This window comes from Pseudomonas sp. 18175 (assembly GCF_050432925.1).
Classification (GTDB): domain Bacteria; phylum Pseudomonadota; class Gammaproteobacteria; order Pseudomonadales; family Pseudomonadaceae; genus Aquipseudomonas.
On record NZ_JBKFTO010000062.1, the window covers coordinates 1 to 513 of the forward strand.

Here is a 513-nt window from a genome sequence, read left to right on the forward strand (position 1 = left end):
CTACGACGCCCTCGGTCAACTGCTTAGCGAGACCAACAGCGCCGGCCTGCTGCAGTACGACTACGATGAACTGGGCAACCTGCAAACCCTGACCCTGCCCGATCAACGTCAGCTCAACCATCTGTACTACGGTAGCGGCCACCTGCATCAAATCAACCTGGGTGGCCGAGTAATCAGCGACTTCGAGCGCGATTCACTGCACGAGGAAGTGCTGCGCACTCAGGGCGCCCTGCTCACCCGCACCCGCTATGACCGCAATGGCCGACTCAGCCAGAAAGCCCTGCATTACCAGCAAGTCGCCCGTGAAGTGTTGCCGCTGTTGCAGAAAGACTACCAGTACGACACCAGCGACAATCTGGTGGCCGAGATACTGACCCAGACCCAGCGACCTGGCGGCAGCCGCCCGATCACGGCGGCCAATGACGACAGTCTGATCGGGCGATTTCACGGCCACACCTCAACCGGCAAATCCTATCAAGGCAGTGCCGCGTACGGCTACAACCCGGTCGAAGA

At 60.4% G+C, this 513-nt stretch carries 1 pseudogene; it reads left to right on the forward strand.

Annotated elements, in window-relative coordinates:
• A pseudogene (locus tag ACLD1Y_RS31620) lies at positions 1 to 513 on the forward strand (type IV secretion protein Rhs); the annotation flags it as partial.